Here is a 21,036-nt window from a genome sequence, read left to right on the forward strand (position 1 = left end):
CTCCTGATCGATCTACGTGCACAACCGGCGTGGTCGGTTCTCGTCACGATGACGCGATCACCGACTCCGCTCTCTCGATCAACGATGCCAGAGCGGCAGCAAGACCATCCGCACCGAGGGTGGGCAACACTCCGGGAACCAATCCCGACAGCGTCACCGTGACGAGCGCCTGCGGCTTCATCGCAGCACCCATCGTTGCCGCCATCTGCGTCAACTTCTCGCTCATCGCGCCGAAGCCGACCTGTGTGTCCTCGTGCTCGAACGCAACTGCATCCGGTGCTATCGCCGCGGCCTTCGCGAGCAATTCAGGAAGGTCGTCGACGGTCTTCGGCCTGGCTTTCGGCTCGAGCTCTGCCTTCTCCTCGTCGGAGAGAATGTCGATCGATCGAAGCACCACCCGCGGATCGGACGCGACGGCCTCGAGAATCTTCACGAAACGACCGGCGAACGCAGCGATGGTCGACTCGGTGAATATCGAGGTGGCATAGGTGAAGGTGGTCTCGATCTCGGTGAGAGAGCCGGAATCGTCGAACGCCTCCACCGCGGTCAGCTGAAGATCGAACTTCGCCTGGTCCTCACCTGCCGGTAGTGCTTCCACCTGCAGACCTGGTAGTTCGAAGACTCCGGTCGTGTGATTCTGGAACGTCAGCATCGCCTGGAACAGCGGCGTGTACGCACTCGATCGTGCGCGCCCGAGCGCGTCCACCAGTCGCTCGAACGGAACGTCGGCATGTGCGAACGCGGCGAGATCCTTCTCCTTCGCTTGGTCGAGCAGGTCGACGAACGTGCTGTTCGGGTCGACCCGAGTGCGCAACACCAGAGTGTTGACGAACATGCCGACCAGATCGTCCAGCTTCTCCTCACCTCGCCCAGCGCTCGGTGTACCGATACTGATGTCGGACGAATTGCTCAGCCGCGCGAGCAGAACAGCGAACGCTGTGTGTACCACCATGAAGGTCGTCGCTGCATGTTCACGGGCTATGCGTTCTATTGCCTGCGCTGTCTCGCCACCTATCGCGAACCGATACGACGCACCCTGCATCGTCGGCCGAGCCGGACGCGGCCTGTCGAGTGGGAGAGCCAGCAACTCCGGCGCGCCGGCCAGTTCGTCCGTCCAGTAGGAGAGCTGTCGAGACAGCACGCTCTGCGGGTCGTCCTCGCTTCCGAGAACCTCACGCTGCCACAGCGCGAAGTCCGCGTACTGGACCTCGAGCGGAGCCCAGGCAGGCAACTCCCCCGCAGTCCGCGCGGTGTACGCCACCATCACGTCTCGGATCAGCGGTCCCATCGAGAATCCGTCAGCCGAGATGTGGTGCGCCACCACGGCCAGAATGTGCTGACCGTCGCCGACGTCGAGCAGCGCAGCACGTACTGGTACCTGTGCCGTCACGTCGAAACCGGTCCCCAGAACCTCGGTCAACCGTGAGACGACCTTGTCCGGTGCCACCGCCTCCGGTGTCAGATCCACCGCCACGTCGGGCACTTCGCCGACCAGCTGCACGGGTCCGTCGGTACCGTCCGGGTACCGAGTCCGCAGAATCTCGTGTCGTCCCACCACATCGTCGAATGCTGCCCGTAGAGAATCGACGTCGAGTTCGCCCGTCAAACGAACTGCGACGGGAATGTTGTATGCCGACGATGCCGGATCCAGCCGGTTGATGGTCCACATACGTTCCTGCGCAACGGACAGTGGGAGTACCTCCGGCCGTTCGAGCGCAGTCAACTCACGGCGAGCGCCGCCGCCGACGAGCGGTGCGATGTGTCCGGCAAGGCCTTCGACCGTCGAAGCAGTGAACACTGCACGTACCGGAATCCGAGCATCGAGCGCCTGTCCGAGTCGCGATACCAGCTGCGTCGCGACAAGCGAATTACCGCCGAGCGCGAAGAAGTCGTCATCGAGGCCGACCCGTTCGAGACCGAGAAGAGTCTCCACCGTGCGAGCCACGATCTCTTCGACAGGAGTGACCGGAGCACGGAACTCGGCGGCCTCGAACTGCGGTTTCGGCAGTGCTCGTCGGTCGAGCTTGCCGTTGGAGTTCAGGGGCAGACTATCGAGCACGATGAACGTCGCCGGAACCATGTACGACGGAACAGACTGTGTCAGAGCCTCTTCCACAGTCCGTACGTCGACGGTGGCGTCGCCCTGTCCGACCACGTATGCAACGAGCTGGTCACCGAGGTGGGCATCGCCGTGCACGATCACCGCGGTGTCGGCGATCGCCGACTGGTTTCTCAGTGCCGATTCGATCTCACCGAGTTCGATTCGGAATCCGCGGATTTTCACCTGGAAGTCGGCACGTTCGACGTACTCGATTCGTGCTGCCCCGGTGCCGCTGTCGGCAACGCGCCATCGCACCAGGTCCCCGGTTCGGTACAACCGAGCTCCGGCTGCGCCGAACGGGTTGGCGACGAACCGTTCGGCGGTCAGATCGGCGCGACCGAAATACCCTCGGGCCAGTTGCTCGCCGGCCAGATAGAGCTCACCCGTTATCCCCGCGGGCACCGGATGGAGCCGGGAGTCCAACACGAACACCTGGGTGTTGGCCTCCGGAACACCGATCGGGACCACGACCGTATCGGCATCGGTGACAGCGTGCGCTGTCACGGACACGGCAGCTTCGGTCGGTCCGTAGAGGTTGTGCAGCTCTACGTCGCCGTTGGCGCGACGGAAATCCTGCGCTACCGCTGCGGGCAGCGCTTCGCCGATCGCCAGTACCCGACGCAGCGTCGGTGCCAACGGCCCTGCGCTGACCGTCGTCAGCATGGACAGCATCGACGGCACGAGATGCAGCGTGGTCACGGCCCTGTCGCGGACCAACGCGAGCAGGTATTCGGGATCGCGATGTCCGTCGGCCGCCGCTATCACAATGCGTCCACCGGAGGTGAGCTGCGACCAGAACTCCCAGACCGAGAGGTCGAACGACGCGGCGGTTTTGAGCAGTGACGAATCGGATTCGTTCAGCTGGTACTCGTCTCGCAGCCAGTTCAGCTGATTGACGATTGCGGCGTGCGGTACCGCGACACCCTTGGGTCGTCCGGTGGAACCAGACGTGAAGATGATGTACGCGATGTTGTCTCCGGACAACGGCGCGATGCGTTCCTCGGACTGCAACGGCTCCGCCGAATATCCCGACAGATCTACCTCGGAAATATCGAGAACAGTTACCGCAGCAGCAATCTCGTTCTCCTCGTCGCCTCGACCCGACACCAGGACACACAGAGGTGCTGCAGTGGCCAGTACGAATGCGTTTCGGTCGGCAGGCTGGTCCGGATCTATCGGCACGTATGCGCCACCGGCCATCGAGATCGCGTACATCCCGACGAGCAGGTCGACGGACCTACGTATCGCCAGTCCGACGCGTACTTCCGGGCCGACTCCCACCGATACGAGGTGGCGGGCCAGACGCGAGACCCGATCCGAGAATTCGGCATAGGTCACCGTGCCGTTGTCGTGCTCGAGCGCCACCGCGTGCGGATCGGCCGTAGCCGACTCGATGAAGAGATCTATGAGCGTCGCGTTGCCCTCGACCTCACGAGAGGTGTCGTTCCAGCCCTCGACGATGGTCGTGCGCTCGCCCTCGAGCAACAACTCGAGGTCACCGATCGGTGTGGTCGGGGATGCGATGAGTGACGCCGTCAGGTTCTGGAAGCGATCCACGATGGAGCGCGCAGTCCGATCGTCGAACAAGTCCGTGGCGTACGTCAGCATGGCACCGAAGCCGCCGCCGGCTTCGCTTTCGTCCGCTTCGCCGTCGGACACGATGAGGTGAAGATCGAACTGTGAATTCCCGGATTCGGTATCGAGTGCCGAGATCTCCAGCCCGTCGAGCTCGAACTCGCGCCGGGCGAAGTTCTGGAACGAGAATCCCACTTGGAACAGCGGATGCCGAGCCGTCGACCGGGTCGGGTTGACCACCTCGACCAGCCGCTCGAACGGGATGTCCGAGTGTGCGAATGCCTGCAGATCTGCTTCTCGAGCCGCGTCGAGAACATCCTCGAACGTCGAGTCCGCCGAGACGTCGAGCCGAAGGACGAGAGTGTTGACGAACATACCGATCACGTTCTCGATCTCGGCTTCACCCCGTCCGGCGATCGGAGTTCCGACGGTGATGTCCGAAGACCCGGAAATCCGCGCCAACAGCACGGCGAACGCCGCATGTACTGCCATGAAGACAGTGGCGTTGTGCGCACGTGCCACGGCCTGCAGTCGGTCTCGAGTCGCACTGTCGATCTCGAAATCGATTCGAGAACCACGGAACGTCTGATGCGCCGGGCGTGGTCGATCGAGCGGCAGGTCGATCTGCTCGGGCAGATCGGTCAACGCCTCGGACCAGTACTGAATCTGCTGCGCAGCAACCGATTCGGCGTCGTCCTCGGACCCGAGGATCTGGCGCTGCCACAGTGCGTAGTCGGCGTACTGCACCGGCAGTGGTGCCCACTCCGGATCGCCGCCTCTGGTACGCGCGGCATACGCGGTCATCACATCGGTCGACAGCGGCATCATCGACAGACCGTCCGCGCTGATGTGATGAACGACAATGCCGAGTACGAACTCGCGGTCGGAGACCCGGAACAGTGTGGTCTTCAACGGAATACGAGCGGTGACATCGAAAGTTGTCGCCAGCAGTTCCAGCACCCGCGCGGTCACTGACTCGGCGTCGGTGTCGACGACACCGAGCGTGGTGGATATCTCGGACATCGGAACGACGACCTGGTGCGGGCCCTCCGGCGAATCCGGATAGACGGACCGCAGCGATTCGTGGCGCTCGATGACGTCGGAGATCGCCTGCGCGAGTGCCTCCACATCCAGTTCACCGCTCATCCGCAACGCGAACGGAATGTTGTACGCGGTAGAGGAAGGATCGAAGCGGTTGAGGAACCACATGCGCTGCTGGGCGAGCGACAGCGGGACACGATCGGGTCGCGGCTGCGCGACGAGCGGAGCCCTGCTGCCGGAGCCCGAACTCTGCTCGACGCGTACCGCCAGAGCTGCCACCGACGAGGCCTCGAACAAGGCGCGAACCGGCACCGTCGTCTCCAACGCGGTTCCCAGCCTGGACACGACCTGTGTCGCTACCAGAGAGTTTCCGCCGAGCTCGAAGAAGTCGTCGTCGAGACCGACTCGGTCCACTCCGAGAACCTCCGCGAACACACGAGCGACGATCTCCTCGATCGGCGTCGTCGGCGAGCGGAACTCGCGGATCTGCGCTGCGGGTTGCGGCAGTGCGCGTCGGTCCAACTTTCCGTTCACTGTCAACGGAATTGCGTCGAGAACGACGAATGCCGAGGGCACCATGTAGTCGGGCAGGTTCGCGGCGACCGTGCGACGCACGGTGTCCAGATCGACGGCCGAAGCGGCCCCCGGAACGATGTACGCCACCAGCCGCAACGCGCCGGGAACGTCCTCGCGAACGATCACTGCCGCCTGGCCGACCGTAGGCGCGGCAGCAACGGTGGATTCGACTTCACCGAGCTCGATACGGAATCCGCGAATCTTCACCTGATCGTCGGCGCGACCGACGAACTCGAGTTCCCCGGCCGTGGACCAACGCGCCACGTCACCCGTCCGGTACAACACAGAGCCGTCGCGTGCGAACGGATCGGCAACGAAGCGCGTGGCACTGAGCCCGGCTCGACCGAGGTAGCCGCGTGCGACCTGACCGCCCGAGACGTACATTTCCCCCGGCACGCCGGCTGGTACCAGATTGAGTCGACCGTCCAGAACGTAGACCGACAGGCCCGAGATCGCCCGGCCCACCAGTGAACCCGTCGCCTCCGCAGCCGACGTGGCGTCCACCACTCGATGCGAGACGTGCACGGTCGTCTCGGTGATGCCGTACATGTTGACCAGGACGGGAGCTGTGTCACCGTGTCGAGCGAACCACCCGGCCAGACGTCGAAGCTCCAATGCCTCGCCGCCGAAGACGATGTAGCGCAACGCATAATCCGCAGCACCACCGGTGCGGTCGACCTCGTCGAACTGATAGAACGCGGACGGCGTCTGGTTGAACACCGTCACTCGTTCACGGACGAGCAGTTCACGCAGTGCTTCCGGCGATCGAGACGTGAAGTAGTCCACCACGACGACGCTGCCGCCGGTGGTCAGCGGTCCCCACAGTTCCCAGACCGAGAAGTCGAAGGCGAACGAGTGGAACAGAGTCCACACGTCGTCGGGACCGAACTGGAAACTGCGCTGGGTGTTGGCCAACAGACGCACGACGTTGCGGTGTGGAATCACCACGCCCTTGGGCTTTCCCGTGGAGCCCGATGTGTAGATCACGTACGCCACGTTTGCCGCAGTCGCCTGCACGCCGAGCTCGGCCGATGCCAGCGGCCGACCGTCCGCTTCGACGGTCGAATCGATCTCGATCCGCGGCAGACCCGTCGGCAGCTCCACCTCGACGCCGGACCACGTCAGTACGGCGGCCGGTTGCGCGTCGGTCAGCACGAATTCGATTCGCTCGGCTGGGTACGACGGATCGATCGGCACGTAGCCGCCACCCGCCTTCAGCACGGCGAGAAGTCCGATCACGAGTTCCGATGTTCGCGGAAGCACAACTGCAACGAGCGATTCCGGTCCGACACCGACGGCAAGCAACCGCCGCGCCAGTGCATTCGATGCCTCGTCGACCTGTCGGTAGGTCAGGACAGAACCGTCGTGCACCACCGCGGTGTCGTCGGGTGCCGCTGCCGCCCTCTCGGCGAACAGATCCACCAGGGTCGAGGGGACATCGTCGACCGGCTCCGAGCTCGCCGCAAATTCCAGCAACTGCGCCCGCTCGGACGTGTCGACCAACTCGATGTCGCCGATGGTCTGCGCTGGATCGTGCGCGACCGACTCGAGCACCTGCACCAGTCGATCACCGAATCCTGCGACCGTCTCGCGATCGAAAAGCTCTGTCGCGTAAGCGATTTCAACCCAGATTCCCTGGGAATCCGGAGACTCGACGAAGGTGAACTGCAGATCGAACTTCGCCGTGGCAACCGGCAGATCGACCGGGCTCACGTTGAGACCCGCCAGTTCGATCTCGGTCTGCTGCATGTTCTGGAACGACAGTACGACCTGAGCGAGCGGATGACGCGCCGCCGAACGACCGGGATCGAGTGCCTCGACCAGACGCTCGAACGGAATGTCCGCGTTCGCGAAAGCCGAGAGGTCGACCTCCCTGGTGTGCGCGAGAAGGTCGTCGAAACCGATGTCCCCCCGTACCGAAGTCCGCAGTACCAGCGTGTTGACGAACATTCCGATGACGGCGTCCAGCGCCTCGTCGCCGCGACCGGCGACGGGTGTGCCGATCACGATGTCGTCGGTTCCGGACATCCTGGCGAGCAGCACGGACAGAGCCGAATGAACCACCATGAACAGCGACGAACTGTGGGTGCGGGCCAATTCGTCCAACCGCGCGTGCAGCGGCGCGCCGATGGAGAACGACACACTCGCGCCTCTGTTGGACGCGACGTCCGGGCGCGGCCGATCGGTGGGGAAAGTCAGCTCCTCGGGTGAATCATCGAGCGCTGCAATCCAGTGGTCGGCTTGTTGCGCGAGCAGAGACCGCGGATCTTCGGGAGAACCCAGCACCTCTCGCTGCCACAACGTGTAGTCGACGTACTGCACGGAAAGCGGATCCCAACCGGGTTCGGCATCGGCGGACCGCGCCAGGTAGGCGGTCATCACATCTCGGGCCAGTGGACCCATCGAGAACCCGTCGGCCGAGATGTGGTGGACCACGACGGTGAGCACATGCTGCGTCGGTGTGACTCGGAAGAGCCTGGCGCGCAACGGAACTTCGGACGACACGTCGAAGCCCTCCATCACCACGTCTTCGATGACCGAGTGGATCTCGGCGGCCTCGATCGATAGCGGCTCGAGAGTGATGGCCACGTCCGTGCTCGACAGAACCACCTGGCTGGGAACGCCGTCGTTCGCCGGGTACACGGTGCGCAGGGACTCGTGGCGCTCGATCAGGTCGGCAATCGCACGTGTCAGCGCAGTCGTGTCGAGAGTGCCGTTCAACGTCAACGCGACCGGCAGGTTGTTCGCAGCAGACGAGGTGTCGAACTGGTTGAGGAACCACATCCGGCGTTGCGCCAAGGACAACGGCACGACCGCCGGACGCACCTGACGGGTCAGTGCCTGCCGCGCTCCAGCACCGACCTTCGATTCGATGCGCGCGGCGAGTGCGGACACGGTCGGTGCCTCGAACAGTGCCCGAATGGGCACGGCCGTGTCGAGTGCAGCGCCGAGACGAGCCGCGACCTGAGTGGCGATCAGCGAATTTCCACCGAGTAGGAAGAACCCGTCGTCTGCACCGACCCGGTCGACACCGAGCACGTCTGCGAACACCGAGGCGACGATCTCCTCGACCGGCGTCGACGGCATTCTGAATGCCTTGGCCTCGAACACCGGTTCCGGCAGTGCCTTACGGTCCAGCTTGCCGGACGAATTGAGGGGGAATTGAGACAGAATCACAATTGCCGCGGGCACCATGTAGCTCGGCAGCGCAGCCGAGACGTGCGCCGTGAGTGTCGCCGGCTCTGCCGCGGCACCCGGCACCGGCACCACGTATCCGACGAGTTGCTCGCCGGTCGTGGTTGCGGCCACGACCGCGCTCGCCTGGCTGACGTCGGGATGCGACAGCAGCGCCGTTTCGATCTCACCGAGTTCGATTCGCTGACCTCGGAACTTGACCTGGAAGTCGGTACGGCCGATGTATTCGACGACGTTCGTTCCGTCGCTTCGCCACCGAACCAGGTCTCCGGTTCGGTACATCCGTTGTCCGGCCGGACCGAACGGGTCTGCGACGAAGCGATCCGATGTCAGATCGACTCGGCCCAGGTAACCGTTGGCGAGTTGTACGCCCGCCAGGTAGAGCTCACCTGCAACGCCAGGGGCGACGGGATGCAGTCGGCCGTCCAGTATGTGCAGGCGAACGTTCCACTCGGGACGGCCGATCGGTACGACCGCGGTGTCACTGTCTCCGGTGTGCCAATAGGTGACCGACACAGCGGCTTCGGTCGGACCGTACAGGTTGTGCAGTTCGGCTCCGGTGGAGGCACGGAACTCGGCGGCACTCTCCGGTGGCAGCGCCTCGCCGATCGCGAACACGTCCCGAAGTGTTCGGCATCTGTCGGGACTCGTGTTGGCTGCGAACACCGTCAGCATGGACGGTACGAAGTCGGTCAGGGTGACCGACTGGGCCGCGATCGTGTCGGAGACGTAGCCGGCATCTCGGTGGCCGTCCGGCGTGGCAACCACCAACCGCGCACCCGCCAACAGTGGGATGAAGAAACCCCAGAGCGAGACGTCGAACGTGGTGGCCGTCTTCTGCAGGTAGACGTCGTTCTCGGTCACGTCGTACTCGTGCAGCATCCAGAGCATCTGGTTCGCCACGGCGCGGTGACTGACCGACACGCCCTTGGGCTTTCCTGTCGAACCCGAGGTGAAGATGACGTAGGCGGTGTTCGACGGCGTCAGAGATCCACGCCGCTCGGCGTCGACGATCCGCGCGTTCGACACCGAAGTCAGATCGAGATCGGTGACATCGACCAGGCGGTGTCCGGACGGGAGGTTTGCGGAGTCGGCGACCGACGTCAGGACCATGGTGGGCCTGGCTATGTCGAGAATGTGCTCGATGCGGCCGGTGGGGTATTCCGGGTCGATCGGCACGAACGCGCCTCCCGCCTCCAACACTGCGTACATGCTCACGACCAGGTCGACCGAACGTCGCAGCGACAATGCCACGAGCGATTCGGGTCCGACGCCTGCATCGATCAGATATCTCGCCAAGCGCAGCACCCTGCTGTCGAACTCGCGATAGGTGAGGGACTCACCTTCGAAGACGAGTGCGACACGATCGGCGGAACGCTGCACCGAATCGTCGAACAGCGCAACAAGAGTCGAGCGGTCGTCGGAAATCGGGTGTTCGGTCGTCCAACGACGATCCGTCAGCGCCCTCTTCTCTCCGCCCGTGAGCAGATCGATGTCCCCTACGACAACACCTGCGTCGTCGACTACAGCACCGAGCAGTGTGACGAAGCGTTGCCCCAGCAACTCGACCGTCGACTCGTCGAAGAGATCGGTCGCATAAGTGACTTCCACCGACATTCCGTCAGCGGAACCATCCGATGTGAATGCCTCGACGAAGGTGAACTGCAGATCGAACAGCGACACCACGGCATCGAACTCGACGCCCGACACGGACAACCCTGGAAGCTGCAGATCATTCTGGCGAAGGTTCTGGAAGGCCACCACGACCTGAACCAGAGGGTGACGCCCCGCGGAACGAGTCGGGTTGAGAATCTCGACCAGCCGCTCGAACGGGATATCGACGTGCGCGAACGCCGACAGGTCCACCTCACGAACAGAACGAACTACGTCGTCGAACGACGCGGAGCTGTCGATCTCGGACCGAAGCACCAGCGTATTGACGAACATGCCGACCAGGTCGTCGAGGGCGGCCTCGCCGCGACCGGCCACCGGGGTTCCGATGACGATGTCCGATTCGTTCGACAAGCGGGACAACAACACGGCCAGTGCACTGTGCACGACCATGAACAGCGACGCGTTGTCGCGACGCGCCACGGTCGACAGGCCCTGATGAAGTTCTCTGGAAATGGAGAACACCACGCGTGCACCGGAATTCGACGCCACCAGCGGCCGGACCCGGTCGGTCGGCAGGTTCGACTGATCCGGCAGACCTGCCAGCGCGGTCGACCAGTAGGCGATCTGCTCGGCTGCAACGGATTCCGGATCGGTTTCGGAACCGAGGACCTCACGCTGCCACAGGCTGTAGTCGGCGTACGAGACTTCGAGACGGTTCCAGTTCGGCACCGAGTTCATCGACCGAGCGGCATACGCGGTCATCACATCGCGCGTCAGCGGGCCCATCGAGAATCCATCGGCCGCAATGTGGTGAACGACGAAGACGAGCAGGTGCTCGGTGGGGCTGATCTCGAAAAGACGAGTGCGGAAGGGCAATTCGGTCGACAGGTCGAAACCGGCCGAGGCCAACTCGTGCAAGGTGTCGGCCACCTCGCCTGCCCCGATCTCGATCGGCAGCAGTGCCGGGCTCGCCTCGTCGACCGAGAGAACCACCTGATGTGCGGTCCCATCGGTTTCCGGATACACCGTGCGCAGCGACTCGTGGCGCGCGACCACATCCGCAACCGCAACCTGCATCGCTCGTCGATCCAGCAATCCGGACAGTCGAACGGCTACCGGAATGTTGCTCGCACCCGATTCGGTGTCGAACTTGTTCAGGAACCACATGCGCTGCTGAGCAGGCGACAACGGAATGTGCTCCGGGCGTTCCCGAACACCGAGCGCCGGCCTGCTTCCGGTGGCCACGAGGGTGCCGAGTCGGACTGCAAGAGCACCGACGGTCGAGGCGTCGAACAGTTCCCGCACCGCGATGCGGGTATCCAGGGCGACGCCCAGCCTGGACACCAATTGCGTTGCAATCAGTGAGTTTCCACCGAGCTCGAAGAAGTCGTCGTCCAGACCGACACGTTCGACGCCGAGCACCTGAGCGAAAACCTCGGCCACGGTACGTTCGATGTCGTTCGTCGGTTCCCGGTACTCGGTGACCGCGATCTCCGGATCGGGCAGAACCTTGCGATCGAGCTTTCCGGTCGCGCCGAGCGGAAATTCTTCGAGCACGATGAGAGTCGACGGCACCATGTATTCCGCCAGTCGTGACCGAACTGCGGCCAATACGGCTCCGGTGTCCACGGAGGCACCGGACGGTACGACGTACCCGACGAGCTGCTCGCGGCGCACGACGACGACCGCCTGGGAGATCGAACGCTGCGCCAACAGTGCCGATTCGATCTCGCCGAGTTCGATGCGCAGGCCGCGAAGCTTGACCTGAAAGTCGGAACGTCCGACGTATTCCAGTTCGCCGTGCCGGTTCCACCGCACGACGTCGCCGGTGCGGTAGAGACGAGCTCCGCCCGTCGCGAACGGATGCGCCACGAATCGATCCGCGGTCAGATCAGGGCGACCGACGTAGCCACGAGCCAACTGTGTACCCGCCAGATAGAGCTCACCAGCGACTCCGACGGGAGCGGGATTCAGTCGCGAATCCAGCACGTAGACGGCGGTGTTCCACACCGGAGCACCGATCGGCATGACATCCGAGTCTTCGTCCGTCACAGCGTGATACGTGACATCGACCGCAGCCTCTGTCGGACCGTACAGGTTGTGCAACTCCACTCCCGCGATTGCCCGCCGCAGCGAGCGGGCAGTGGTGGGAGCCAGCGCCTCACCGGATGCGAACACCAACCGCAGCGAGGCACCCGAAGCTCGGCGTCGCTCCACCTCGGGTACGAACACAGACATCATCGACGGCACGAAGTGCACCACCGAAACGTGCTCACGAGCGATGACATCGAGCAGATACAGCGCATCCCGATGCCCATCCGGCACCGCGATGGCCACCGACGCCCCGTTCTGCAGGGCCCAGAAGAACTCCCACACCGATACGTCGAAGGTCGACGGAGTCTTCTGCAGCACCACGTCATCGGCACTCAACCGGTACTCGTGCTGCATCCACAACAGTCGGTTGACTATCGCTTCGTGCGACACCCCAACGCCTTTGGGTCTGCCTGTCGATCCGGACGTGAAGATCACATAGGCAATGTTCGAGGGCCGTAGCGGGGCGATTCGATCGGCATCGGTCAGCGGAGCCGACGACAGCGACGACACGTCGAGTGTGTCGATGTCGATCGTTTCGACTCCGGCGAAGTCCACATGATCGCGCGTGATGGACAGCACCCGAACCGGTGCCGCCGTGGCCACGATGTACTCGTTTCGGTCGGCCGGCTGCTTCGGGTCGATCGGAACGTAACCCGCCCCCGCCTTGACGATCGCATACATGCCGACGAACAGGTCGAGGCTTCGACCGACAGCGAGTCCGACGAGGGAGTCGGGCTCGACTCCGATCGATATCAGATGGCGCGCAAGGCGATTGGCTCTTGCCGCGAACTCCGCATACGTCAGCCGCTCGCCCTCGAACACCAGCGCCGGTGCATCGGGAGTCTCGGCGACCTGACGGTCGAACAGGTCGACGAGCGTCATCTGCTTCGGCACGTCGTGTTCGGTGTGGTTCCACGCCGTCACCACTCGCGCGCGCTCACCGTCGTCGAGAAGATCGATGTCACCCACCGACACCGACGGATCGGCCACCACCGCGGTGAGCATCCGCACGAAACGATCGGAGAATCCGCGCACCGTCTCCGCATCGAACAGGTCGGTCGCGTACGTCAACTCGGCGGCCATGCCCTGTCCGCGCCCGTCCACTCCGATCGACTCGGTGACGGTCAACTGCAGATCGAACTTTGCCACCTCCGCGTCGAGCGCGACGCTGTCCACCGACAGACCTGGCAGGTCCACGTGCGTACGGGTGAGGTTCTCGAACGAGAGCATCACCTGGAAGAGCGGATGCCGCGCCTGCGAACGCGACGGATTCAGCACCTCGACCAAGCGCTCGAACGGAAGATCGGCATGCCCGAACGCACCGAGCGCCACTTCTCTCGCACGCCCGATCTGCTCCGAGAACGTGCGACCCGCTTCGATATCGGTACGCAGTACGAGCGTGTTGACGAACATGCCGACCACGTCGTCGAGGGCTGCGTCGCCGCGACCGGCGACCGGGGTGCCGATCGCAATGTCCTCGGTGCCCGAGAGGCGCGCGAGCAACACTGCAAGTGCCGCATGGACGACCATGAACAGTGAAGCGTTGTGTGTGTGGGCCAGCGCAGAGAGGCCGCGATGGACCTCGGCCGGCACCTCGAAGCGTATCGACGAACCCTGGTAGGACTGGCGATTCGGGCGAGGCCGGTCGGTCGGCAGATCGAGCTGATCCGGCAACCCGGCCAGCATCTGAGCCCAGTAGTCGACCTGGCCGGAGATCAGCGATTGCGGATCGTCCTCCGATCCGAGGACCGAGCGCTGCCACAGGCTGTAGTCGGCGTACTGGACCTCCAACGGCATCCATGCCGGGTTCTCCCAGGCAGTTCGCGAGGCGTACGCGATCATGATGTCGCGCGCCAGCGGTCCCATGGACCAGCCGTCGGCCGAAATGTGGTGCACCACCATGGCGATGACGTGTTCGCGAGGGCCGATCTCGAACAGTCGGGCCTGAATCGGAACATTGACGGTCACGTCGAACGTCGTCGAGGCCAACGTGAAGACCTGCCGCTGGATGTCGGCCGCAGACGTCGGAATGGGCATCAGGTTCGGCACCGTCTGAGCGGCGTCGAGAATGGACTGCTGTGGGCCGTGGACGGTATCGGGATACACCGTGCGCAGCGACTCGTGCCGGTCGATCACGTCCATGATCGCAACCTGCAGTGCCGCGACATCGAGCTCGCCGGTCAACTTCAATGCGAACGGAATGTTGTACGCGGTGGAATCGGCGTCGAACCGGTTGAGGAACCACATTCGCTGCTGAGCCAGCGACAGCGGAATCCGCTCCGGCCGCACCGCCGCGACCAGCGCGACGCGTCCGCCCTCCCCCGCGGCCTGCTCGACCCGCACCGCAAGCAGGGCGACGGTCGATGCCTCGAACAACATGCGCACCGGCACGGTGGCATCGAGCGCCACTCCCAACCGTGAGACCACCTGTGTGGCGATCAACGAGTTACCGCCGAGCTCGAAGAAGTCGTCGTCCAGACCCACGCGCTCCACCCCGAGGACGTCCGCGAAGACGTCGGCAACGATCTCCTCGATCGGGGTCGTCGGAGCGCGGAACTCGCGCACCTCGAACACCGGTGCCGGCAGTGCCCGGCGATCGAGCTTGCCGTTGACCGTCAGTGGAATGGCGTCGAGCACGACGAACGCCGACGGCACCATGTACTCCGGAAGTACCTCGGCGATACCGGTTCTGATGTCTTCGATGTCGACGATCGGCCGACCCTCGACCGCAGCGGACACCACGTAGGCGACCAGTCGAGCTGCACCGGGCGAGTCCTCGCGAACGACGACGGCGGCCTGGGTGACGGTCGGCTGCGCAGTCACCGCCGCCTCCACCTCGCCCAGCTCGATGCGGAATCCACGAACCTTGACCTGATCGTCGGAGCGACCGAGGTATTCGAGTTCGCCTGCGGCGTTCCACTGTGCGAGGTCACCGGTTCGGTACAACAGCGATCCGTCGTCGGCTCCCGACGAGAAGGGGTTCGCCACGAAGCGAACCGACGTCAGTTCCCGGCGACCGAGGTAACCACGGGCCAGTTGTCCACCGGCAACGTACATTTCGCCGGGCACCCCGACCGGAACCGGATGCAGGCGGCTGTCCAGCACGAACACCCGCAGTCCGGCGATGGGCTTGCCGACCACCGACGCACTGGTCTCGACGGACGCGGCATCGAGCGCACGATAGGACACGTGCACCGTCGTCTCGGTGATGCCGTACATGTTGACCAGCTGGGGCGAACGGTGCCCGTGCCGCTCGAACCACCCGGTCAGCCGCCGTTGTTCGAGGGCTTCACCGCCGAAGATCACGTAGCGCAGTGCCAATTCGCCATGATCGGCTGCCGTGGTGCGATCGGCCTCGGAAAGCTGATAGAACGCCGACGGCGTCTGGTTGAGCACCGTGACCTGCTCGTCGACGAGCAAGCGGTGGAACGCCTCCGGCGACCGCGAGGTGAAGTAGTCGACGACGACCAACGTGCCGCCGTACAGCAACGGGCCCCACAGCTCCCACACCGAGAAGTCGAAGGCGTAGGAGTGGAACATCGTCCACACGTCGTCGGTGCCGAAGCCGTAGACGGAATCGGTGTTGTCGAGCAGCCGAACGACGTTGCGATGCGGAATCATCACGCCCTTGGGACGGCCCGTCGAGCCCGAGGTGTAGATGACGTACGCGACGTTGCCCGGTCGCAGCGGAGTCGTTCGGTCCTCGTCGGTGACGGGATCGCCGGACACCGACGACAGATCGAGAGTGTCGATATCGAGCAATGCTGCGCCGGTACGAGATTCGACGTCGGACGGCAGTTCCACTCGGTCCGAGCCTGACAAAAGAACGGTTGTGGGCCGAGCGTCGTCGAGCATGTACTCGACTCGGTCGAGTGGGTAGCTCGGGTCGACGGGTAGGTATCCACCGCCGGCCTTGATCACCGCGACGAGCGCGACGACGAGTTCCGCAGACCTCGGAAGGGCGACGGCGACCAGGCTTTCGGGGCCGACGCCGTGGGAGATGAGAACGCGGGCAAGGCGGTTGGCGTGCGCGTCGAACTCGGCGTAGGTCATCGACGAATCACCGAAGCGCACCGCGACGCCGTCCGGGTGACGTGCGGCAGCAGCGTCGAGCAGATCCACCAGGGTCAGCTCCCGAGAGACGTCGTCTCCCGAGGCGTTCCACTGCGATACCACGGACCGGCGCTCCGCGGCGTCGACGATCGCGACGTCGCCGACCGGCACTGTCGCGTCGGTGGTGACCGCGTCCAGAATCGCCAGGAAGCGACGAGCGAAACTCTCGACGAGATCTGCGTCGAACAGATCTGTCGCGTACTCGAACACCGCGTCGATACCCGCGGGTGCTCCGTCGTCGAGATGCTCGGTGAGCCACAGCTGTACGTCGAATTTGGCGATGGGGACGTCGAATTCGGCGGCTTTCGCGCGCAGACCACCGACGGTGAGTTCACGAGACATTGCCGATTCCAGCGAGATCGCGACCTGGAACAGCGGGTGCCGTGACGTCGAACGCACCGGGTTCAGCACCTCGACGAGGCGCTCGAACGGCACGTCTGCATGTGCGAACGCGGACAGGTCCGTGTCACGAACGCGCGAGAGGAGCTCCTCGAACGTCAACGCCGGATCGACCTCGGTGCGCAGTACGAGCGTGTTGACGAACATGCCGACCAGGTCGTCGAGTGCGGGTTCTCCGCGACCGGCCACGGGGGCACCGATGGCGATGTCGGTGGTGCCGCTGAGCCGGGCGAGCAGGAGCGCGTACGCGGACTGCATGACCATGAACAGCGAGGCGTTGTTCGCCCGGGCCAGGCTCGCCAGTGAGGCGTGCAGATGCGCCGGAACGTCGACCCGAAGCTTGCTGCCCGCGTTCGAGGACGCCGCGGGGCGTGGCCTACTCGACGGCAGCGCCAACTGATCGGGCAGATCCTCGAGAGTCGCGCTCCAGTAAGCGATTTCGCGCGATGCCAAGGACAGCGGATCGGTCTCGGGACCGAGCACCGCTCGTTGCCAGAGCGCGTAGTCGGCGTACTGGACCTCGAGAGGCGTCCACTCGGGTGCGCGCCCCTTGACCCGGCTCGAGTACGCCACCAGCACATCTCGCGCCAGCGGACCGAACGACGCTCCGTCTGCGGCGATGTGGTGCAGCACCATCGCGAGTTCGTACTCGGTCGGTGAGATCTCGAAGAGTGCGATGCGGAACGGTGTGTCGACCGTGACGTCGAATCCCTTGGCGACCAGTTCGTGCAGGCGACCGCCGAGTTCGTCGCGTTCGATGCGGACCGGCACAATCGTCGCCGGGGTCCGCGCCGCCGTGAGCACAACCTGTTCCGGTGAGCCGTCCACCTCGGGGTAGACGGTGCGCAGGGTCTCGTGTCGGTCGACGACGTCGGCGAATGCGGCCGACAGGGCGGCCACGTCGAGCGGCCCGGTCAGACGGACGGAGAACGGCAGGTTGTACACCGCGGTGGTGGGGTCGAAGCGGTTGAGGAACCACATACGCTGTTGCGCAGGGGAGAGTGGAATACGTTCGGGCCGTTCCCGCGACTCCAGTACCGGGGTGTCCGCCCCGAGCCGAGCCGCCGATTCGGCCCTGGCCGCCAGTGCGCCGACCGTGGGAGCTTCGAACAGCTCACGGACGCCGAGGCGAACTCCGAGAGCGCTGCCCACTCGCGTCACCAATTGCGTGGCGATCAGAGAGTTGCCACCGAGCTCGAAGAAGTCCTCGTCCAGACCGACCTTGGAGGCACCGAGCAGATCCTCGTAGATTCCGGCGACGACGTACTCCGCCCGGCTCTGCGGAGCCCGGTACTTCTTCGCGCTGCTGAACACCGGTTCCGGCAACGCTTTTCGGTCGAGCTTGCCACTGGTGTTCAGTGGCAGGGCGTCGAGGACGACGACCGCTGCCGGCACCATGTACGACGGTAGGGCGTGACCGGCGAACTCGATCGCCGCGGCGGATTCGATGGAGCGTCCCGGAGCCGCGACGACGTACGCCACCAACTGATCACCGGTGACCGTCTGCGCCACCAGGGTCACTGCCTGCGAGATCGATTCGTTGGCGAGCAGAACCGTTTCGATCTCGCCGAGCTCGATGCGTTGTCCGCGGAACTTGACCTGGAAGTCCGTCCGGCCGATGTAGTCCAACACTCCGTCGCTACGCCAGCGCACGAGGTCACCGGTGCGGTACATCCGCTCGCCGCCGGTGCCGAACGGGTTGGCCACGAAGCGATCCGAACTCAGATCCGGCCGGCCCACGTACCCACGCGCGAGCTGCACTCCGGCGAGGTAGAGCTCACCCGACTCGCCGATCGGTGTGGGGCGCAGGCGACTGTCGAGAACGAACGCCTTCGTGTTCCATTCAGGCACACCGATCGGAACCGTACGAGTGTCCTGTGGGCCGCTGGGGTAATACGTCACCGAGACGGCAGCCTCGGTGGGGCCGTAGAGGTTGTGCAGTCCCGCAGCGCATACCGCTCGGAAGGACGCAGCGGTCTCGACCGGCAGCGCCTCACCGATCACGAACACGTGCCGCAGCGAACTGCACGTGTGCACCGGCGCATTGGCGACGAACACCGTCAACATGGACGGCACGAAATCGGTGACGGTGACCCGGTGTTCGGCAATCTTGTTGGCCACGTACACCGAATCACGATGGCCGTCGGGCGTCGCGAGCACCATCGTCGCGCCGACCCGCAGCGGAAGGAAGAACCCCCAGAGCGAGACGTCGAAGGTGGTGGCCGTCTTCTGCAGATAGACGTCGGAGGCGTCCATCGGGTACTCCGCGAGCATCCACTCCATCTGGTTGTGGATCGCCCGATGCTCGACCGCGACACCCTTCGGTCTTCCGGTCGAGCCGGACGTGTAGATCACGTAGGCGGTGTTCGACAGTCGCAGTGGCGCAGTGCGTTCGGTGTCGCGGATCGGCGCGGAAGACCGCGAGGTGTAGTCGAGGAGATCGACTGCAACCGTCTCGGTTCCCTCGGGCAGGGAAACCTCGTCGAGCGAGGAGATCAGCACACAGCGCGGCTGCGCCGAGTCCAGGATGTACGCCGTGCGCTCGGCGGGGTGGTCGGGATCGATCGGCACCCATGCACCACCGGCCGCCACAACGGCGTACATGCCGACGACGAGGTCGAACGAACGACGGATCGAGAGTCCGACGAGCGTCTCGGGGCCGACGCCCATGTCGATCAGGTGTCGAGCGAGCACGTTCACTCGAGCCGCGAGATCGCCGTAGGTGAGTGCCTCGCCCTCGTACACCAGAGCCGTCGCGCCGGGGTTCGCTGCAGCTGCTTCCTCGAATGCCGACAGCAGCGTGAGTGGGTCGGTTTCGTGCTCGGTGGCGTTCCATTCAGCCACGACCAGATCACGCTCGTCACCGTCGGTCAGCGCAAGATCCCACACCCGATCATTCGGTGCCGACGCCACGAATCGGCCGATGAAATCGACGAACCGTTCGTGGTTTCGCCCGGACTGCTCCGACCCGTACAAGTTGGGGTTGGACTCGAAGTCGATGTGAGTCGAGGAACCGGCGACGCTCGTGTACAGGTTCAGGCCGAAATCCTCGATGAGGCCGGTCGAGAGGATGTTGATGCCGCCGACCATCGATCCGAGGCGTACCTCGCCGAAGAACAGCATGATGTTGACCCACGGGCCGAAGAACGATGCCTGACCGCTGGCACCGCCCGCGTCACGGCGAATGTCCTCGTGCCGGTATCGCTGGTGGCGCAGGGCCCCGGAGACTTCGGCGTTGACGCGTGCAAGAAGGGTTTCGACGGTGGTGTCGCCTGCAACGTCGAGCCGCAGAGGCACGACGTTGGAGACCATGCCGCCCGAGCGGCGGAGTACCGCGGTGGTACGCGCGGTCACCGGGAGCGAGAGCACGACGTCCTCGCGGCCGGTCATCTGGGCGAGGTAGGCGGCGAAAGCGCCGATGACGATGGTTGCCATCGTCGTGTCGGTCCGGGCGCGCAGGTCCTCGAGCTGTTCCATGGTCTCGGCGGACAGAGCTGTGCTGTCTATCTGGCTCTTCGCTGCGGGCGGGGCCGTATGACCGGCCAGGGTGGTGACTCCGTCGATGCCGTCGATACGCGACGCCCAGTACTCGCGGTCGGCCTCGAAGCGGGTCGAGCCGCGGTAGGCCACGTCGATGTCGTAGACCTTGGTCAGATCCGACGCCAGATTCTTGGTCGGCTCGACGCCGTCCACTTCTGCCGTGTAGAGCTCCGCCGCGCGGTTCATCAAGGTGACGGCACCGAAACCGTCGAGCACCACGTGGTGGACACGCTCGTACCAGAACCACACATCGTCGTCCAGGCGCAGAACGGTGGCGGCGATCAACCGGTCCCGGAGGATGTCGATCGGCGCGCTGTAGTCGTCGTGCATCCACGTCAGAGCGGCGGCGCGCGGGTCGGCTTCACCGCGCAAGTCCACGTAGTTCAGGGAGTCGTCGAGAGTGGGGTCGACGATCTGCCGAGGCTCGGCATCGATCTCGAGCAGGCGCACGAATCCGGACTGCAGCTCGAGCGCAGCCTGGGAAGAGGCCCGACGAAGAAGCTCCACATCGAGATCACCGTGTAGTTCGATGTACTGGGCGATGTTCGCGGGGACCGCCGGGTCCACGTGCTGCGCGAACCACATTCCCAATTGGGCCGGTGACAGGGGGAACGACGAATGCTCAGGACTGCCGACTCCGTCGCCGTGTCCAGCACCTTCCACACCTAGCGGGTCCAATCGATGCCTCTCTTTCCCACAATCACACGCGCCCCCACCGGCTGCTGAACCAGCAGCGATCGGTGGGCACCGAACACGTCGAGCAAGTTGCTTACTTCGTTCTCTATTTT

At 64.4% G+C, this 21,036-nt stretch carries 1 protein-coding gene; it reads right to left on the reverse strand.

From position 1 onward, the window contains the following. Nucleotides 1-43 precede the first annotated feature (43 nt). Entirely contained in the window at nt 44-20,911 is a 20,868-nt protein-coding gene (locus O4220_RS22395) for a non-ribosomal peptide synthase/polyketide synthase (protein ID WP_269607689.1), read from the reverse strand. Nucleotides 20,912-21,036: the final 125 nt, after the last annotated feature.

This window comes from Rhodococcus ruber, assembly GCF_027270735.1.
Lineage (GTDB): Bacteria > Actinomycetota > Actinomycetes > Mycobacteriales > Mycobacteriaceae > Rhodococcoides > Rhodococcoides rubrum_A.